The sequence below is a fragment of the Micromonospora sp. D75 genome (assembly GCF_018070405.1).
In the GTDB taxonomy this organism is placed as follows: Bacteria; Actinomycetota; Actinomycetes; order Mycobacteriales; family Micromonosporaceae; genus Micromonospora; species Micromonospora chalcea.
The window spans coordinates 1-5,450 of the sequence record NZ_JAGPXV010000405.1 but is presented as its reverse complement, the minus strand read 5'-3'; the positions used below and the strand labels follow the sequence as shown (position 1 = coordinate 5,450).

The 5,450-nt window shown below is 72.4% G+C and carries 4 protein-coding genes; 1 reads left to right on the top strand and 3 read right to left on the bottom strand.

Annotated features, from left to right (window positions below; genetic code table 11):
- Positions 1 to 108: 108 nt before the first annotated feature.
- Entirely contained in the window at positions 109 to 966 is an 858-nt protein-coding gene (gene map / locus KBX39_RS21725) for a type I methionyl aminopeptidase (RefSeq protein WP_043325831.1), read from the bottom strand.
- A gap of 94 nt (positions 967 to 1,060) precedes the next feature.
- On the opposite strand from map, the gene KBX39_RS21720 reads away from it, so the two are divergent.
- A complete protein-coding gene (locus tag KBX39_RS21720; RefSeq protein ID WP_187693829.1) occupies positions 1,061 to 1,375 on the top strand; it encodes an STAS domain-containing protein in 315 nt (104 codons plus the stop codon).
- Positions 1,376 to 1,397: 22 nt separating this feature from the next.
- On the opposite strand, the gene KBX39_RS21715 is transcribed toward KBX39_RS21720, so the two are convergent.
- Both KBX39_RS21715 and KBX39_RS21710 read right to left on the bottom strand, forming a co-directional pair.
- Positions 1,398 to 2,552: an FUSC family protein gene (locus KBX39_RS21715; protein ID WP_210872231.1), complete on the bottom strand. Its 1,155-nt coding sequence runs from the start codon at positions 2,550 to 2,552 to the stop codon at positions 1,398 to 1,400.
- A 147-nt stretch (positions 2,553 to 2,699) separates the two neighbouring features.
- Positions 2,700 to 5,450 (bottom strand): SpoIIE family protein phosphatase (locus KBX39_RS21710; RefSeq protein ID WP_210872230.1); only part of this gene is annotated, 2,751 nt, incomplete at its 5' end.

Genomic DNA, 5,450 nt, shown 5'->3' with positions numbered 1-5,450 from the left:
GCGCGATGTTGGTGACCAGTCCGTCCATCGCGCCGAAGACGGCCGGCCGCAGCCAGCCGCCGGAGACGTCCGCGTGGTGCGCCTCGCGCAGCGCCGCCGGGGTGTCGGTCACGGCAGCGTCAGGATCTCGTAGCCGTCGTCGGTGACGACGATGGTGTGCTCGAACTGGGCCGTCCACCGGCGGTCCTTGGTGACCACGGTCCAGCCGTCGTCCCACATGTCGTACTGGTAGGTGCCGAGCGTGATCATCGGCTCGACGGTGAACGTCATGCCGGGCTCCATCACGTCGGTGGGGCGCGGGCTGTCGTAGTGCGGCACGTAGAGGCCACTGTGGAACGCCTCGCCGATGCCGTGCCCGGTGAAGTCGCGGACCACGCCGTAGCCGAAACGCTTCGCGTACGACTCGATCACCCGGCCGATGACGTTGATCTGCCGGCCCGGCGCGATGGCCTTGATGCCGCGCATCATCGCCGTGTGGGTCCGCTCGACAAGCAGGCGGGCCTCCTCGCTCACCTCGCCCACGCAGAACGTGGCGTCGGTGTCGCCGTGCACGCCGTTCAGGTACGCGGTGACGTCGACGTTGATGATGTCGCCGTCCTGGAGCACCGTCGAGTCGGGGATGCCGTGGCAGATCACCTCGTTGAGGCTGGTGCAGCACGACTTCGGGAAACCCCGGTAGCCGAGCGTCGACGGGTAGGCGCCGTGGTCGCAGAGGAACTCGTGCACCACCCTGTCGATCTCGTCGGTGGTCACCCCCGGCTTGCAGTGCTCACCGGCGAGCTGGGTGGCCTGCGCGGCGAGGCGCCCGGCCACGCGCATCTTCTCGATGGTCTCCGGCGTCTGCACGTGCGAGCCGCGCCACTCCTGCGGGCGCTTCTTACCCACGTACTCCGGGCGCGGGATGTGGGCGGGAACCGCTCGCCACGGGGAGAGCGTGCCGGGGGTCAGCGGCGCACGGACGGTCATGGCCCAAGCCTATCGCCGGGGGTGGTGTGCCCCCCGCCACAGCCCGGCCGGGCAGGTTGTTGCCGTACCGCAAACGCTGTGCCATTGTTGCTCCGTGGATCAAGGGGGCGCGGCGCCCGTCTTCTCCGTGACGGCGCAGGTCGACGGCGACCAAGTGCGCGTCCAGGTGACCGGCGAGGTCGACATGGCGACCGCCGACACCATGTTCCAGACCGCGCTCCGCGAGCCTGCCAAGCAGCTCACGCTCGACCTGCGGGCGGTGACCTTCTTCGACTCGGCCGCCATCCACGCGGTGGTCCGGCTCGCCCAGCGGTTCCCGAACGCGCTCACCGTGCTGCCGTCCCCGCAGGTCCGGCGCGTGCTGGACATCTCCGGCCTGGGCGACCAGGACTGGCTCGCCCCCACCTGACCGACTCGGGTGCCCTTCGGGTCTAGAAGGCGTCTCCCATCGCCGGCGGCAGGGGCAGGTCCGGTCTCGGCTGCCCCTGATCCGACGCGGGGTGCCGCTTTCCCGACTCCCCGGCGGTGTCCGGGGCGAGATCACGACGCAGCGACTCGGCGTCGCGCTTGCGCACCCCGCTCGCCCGGATCGTGTTCACCGCGATGATGGTGAGTTCGTTCGCCACGTTGATGCCGCTGACGCGCAGGCCGCTGCGCAACGCCTCCTGAACCAGGCGGAGGGCAGACATCGCGGCCCGCTGGGAACGGGAGGGCCGGCTGGCGGACGGGGACCAGCCCTTACCGACGGTGCGCGCGGCCTCGCCCAGGCACCGCGCGGCCTCGGCGAGCGACGGCGGAACGGGCTCGTCGTCACGGATCGCGCGTTCGAGGTTGAGCGCGACGTCGCGGCTGTGCAGCAGGGAGCGGATCATGAGGATGGCGCCGTGCCGCCATCCCTGCAACGCGCTCTGGTTGTGCCACCGCAGCGGCGAGATGCGGACGACCTCGTCAGCGCCCGACATTGCGGCCTCCACCTCCGAGGTGTCGAGCCGGCGCAGCCTGTCGAGACCCTGACGGGCCAGCTCGGCGTCCCGGGCCAGGGCCGCGTCGGCGAGGCGGTCCAGCTCGGCGGCCATCTGGTCGAGCAGTGGCCGGCCGGCCCGCCGGATCCGGTGGATCGGGTGCAGGGGCAGCACCACGACCGCGACCAGGATGCCGACCACTCCACCGACGACGCCGTCGAGGAAGCGGGGCAGCGCGATGTCGGTCCGGGCCGGGAAGAGCACGGCGATCACCAACGCGCTGCCGCCGACCTGGGTGACGAACGCGCCCTCGTCGCTGAGCAGGACGGCGACGATGATCGCGGCGGCGACGATGACGCCGATCTGTACGTATCCCTGCCCGACCCAGGAGACCAGCAGGTCGCCCAGCGCGATGCCCACCGCCACGCCGGCGATGAGCAGCAGCGTACGGCGGAAGCGCTGACTCACCGAACTGGCGATGGTGCCGACCGCGACGGCGGGCGCGAACAGCGGTTGCGGGTTGTGGATCAGATCCTTCGCGACCCACCACGCGACTGCGGCGGCCACCCCGCACTGCACCGCCACGAGCAGGCTCAACCGCACCCGCCGCAGTCGCTCTCCCACGGTCGCCCGGCCGGTGCGGCGAATCGCCGTCCACGCCGCGCCAACCGGGTCGTTCCCGCTGTCCCGCGAAAGACGGAACGGCTCACGCCCCATGAGGCGATACTAGGGACTTCGCCGCATTTGATCCGCTTTACTCGGCAACAGCCCTCAGTCCCGGTCGGCCAGCCGGCGGCGCAGCGTCAGCTCGGTGCCCTCCTCGGTACGGGTCACGTTCATCTCCCCCAGCGCCTGGATCAGCGCCAGCCCGCGCCCCCGGAAGCTCGACCCGCTCGACTCCCGCCAGCGCCCGGTGTCCCGGACGGTCGCGGTGACCGTACGGTCGGCGATCGTCACCTCGATCTCGATCGTCGGGTCCACCGGGTCGACCGGGTGCTCGATCGCGTTCGCCGCCGCCTCGGAGACCGCCACGGTCAGATCGAACAGGTCGGTCTCGCCGACCTGGTGGGCGACGAGGAAGTCCTCCAGCCGCTTGCGCAGCACGCTGAGCCGGGTCGGGTCGGCGGGCAGACGCAGCGCGAAGCGGTTCAACTCGGCCGCCTCCAGCGCGAGGACGGCCACGTCGTCGTGCCGGGACCGCCCGGCCACCCGCGCCATGACGGCGTCGACCAGGTCCGCCACGTGCTCGGCGCGGGCCGTCGCGTCCGACCGCAACTGGCCCAGCCCGGCGTCGATGCCCGCGGACCGGTCCTCGATCAGGCCGTCGGTGTAGAGCAGTAGCCGGTTGCCCGGCGCGAGTTCGCCTTCGGCGGCCGGGTAGACGGTGCCGGGGATCGCCCCGATCGGCGGTCCGAGGGCCCGATCGTGCAGGAACGCCACGTCGTCTCCTCGGATCAGCAGGGGTGAGGGATGGCCGGCGCTGGCGTACCGGATCCGGCCGGTGCGCGGGGAGAAGCCGAGGCAGACGACGGTGGCGAAGGAGCCGCTGCCGGCGGAGTGGACCAGCCGGTTGAGGCGGGTCAGCGCCTCGCCCGGGTCGTAGCCCTCCAGGACGTACGCCCGCAGCGCGTTGCGGAGCTGGCCCATCGCCGCGGCGGCCCGCACGCCCTTGCCCACCACGTCACCGATGACCAGCACCAGGTCGTCGTCGGCGGTGGCCATCACGTCGTACCAGTCGCCGCCGACCTCCACGTCGGCGCTGCCGGGCAGGTAGCGGCTGGCGACCACCGCGCCGGGCAGCTGCGGCAGCGTACGCGGCAGCAGGCTGTGCTGGAGCGTGGTGGCGATGTGGTGCTCGGCCTCGTAGAGCTGGGCGTTCTCCAGCCGGACGCCGACCAGCCGGGCCAGTTCGGTCAGCGCCGCCTGCTCGGTGCCGCCGCCCTCGCGCCGCCACACCCGCAGCTCACCGAGCTGCTCGCCGGACGTGCCGGTGAGCGGCAGCACCACTGTCGGGTCGACGGGCAGGTCGCCGCCGGCGTCCTCCTCGTGACGGGCCCCGGTGGTGGTGACGCGGACCCGTCCGGCCTCGGCCAGGCGCAGCGCGTGCCGGGCGGCCACCCGCACCACCTCGGCTGTCGACCGGGCGGTGTTGATCTCCACGGCGGCGTCGGCGAGCGCCCGCAGCCGGCGGATGATCTGCCCACGCAACTGGCCCAGCTCGACGTTGGCCCGGACCCGGGCCACCAGTTCCTGGCTGGAGAAGGGCTTGGTCAGGTAGTCGTCGGCGCCCGCGGACAGGCCGGCGACCTCCTCGGCGGCGCCGGCCCGGGCGGAGAGCAGCACGATCGGCACGTACCGGGTGGCCGGTTTGGCGCGCAGCGCGGCGACCAGCCCGAAGCCGTCCAGCCGGGGCATCATCACGTCCGTCAGCACCAGGTCGAACGGGGTCTCGGCGGCCAACCGCAGCGCCTCCGCGCCGTCCGGCACGGCGACCACCTCGTACGCCGGGGAGAGCAGCCGGACGACGTGCTCGCGCAGGTCGGCGTTGTCGTCGGCGAACAGGATCCGGCCCGCGCCGCCCGGCGTGCCGTTCGGCTCGGGCAACCCGACGGGCCGGGCCACCTCGTCGGTCCAGAGCGCCGTCTCGGCGACGTAGAGGCGGGCCTGCTCCGGCTCGGTCAGCGGCACCGGCGAGAGGGCGGACACCCGGTCGGCGGGCAGGTGCGCGTACCCGAACAGCATGGTCACGGTGAACGTGGTGCCCCGGTCGACGACACTGTGCGCGGTGACGGTGCCGCCGTGCATCTCGACCAGCTCGCGGACCAGGGCCAGGCCGATGCCGGTGCCCTCGTGGGTACGCGAGCGGGCGCCGGCGACCCGGTGGAAACGCTCGAAGACCTGCGGCAGCTCCTCCGGCGCGATGCCGACGCCGGTGTCGGTCACCTCCAGGACGGCGGCCCGGTCGGTCGCGCGTACCCGGACCCGGATCTCGCCGTCGAAGGTGAACTTGACCGCGTTCGACACCAGGTTGAGGACGATCTTCTCCCACATGTCCCGGTCGACGTAGACCGGCGCGGGCAGCGGCGGGCAGTCCACCACCAGGCGCAGCCCGGCCCGCTCGGTGGCCGACCGGAACGTGCTGGCCAGCCGGGAGGTGAAGTCGGACAGGTCGGTGGGCTGGTAGCGGGCGGCCAGCCGGCCGGACTCCAGCCGGGAGAAGTCGAGCACCGTGTTGACCAGCTTGAGCAGGCGCAACCCGTTGCGGTGCATGACGGTGAGCCGGTCGATGTAGCGATCCGGCAGTTCCCGGTCGGCGAGCATCTCCTCCAGCGGCCCGAGGACCAGCGTGAGCGGGGTGCGGAACTCGTGGCTGACGTTGGCGAAGAAGTTGGTCTTGGCGCGGTCGAGCGCGGCCAGCTCGGCGGCGCGGGCGCGTTCCTGCTCGAACGCCCGCTGCTTGCCCACCGCCCGGCTGACCTGCGCGGCGACCAGGCCGACGAAGTCGCGGTAGTCGTCACTGAA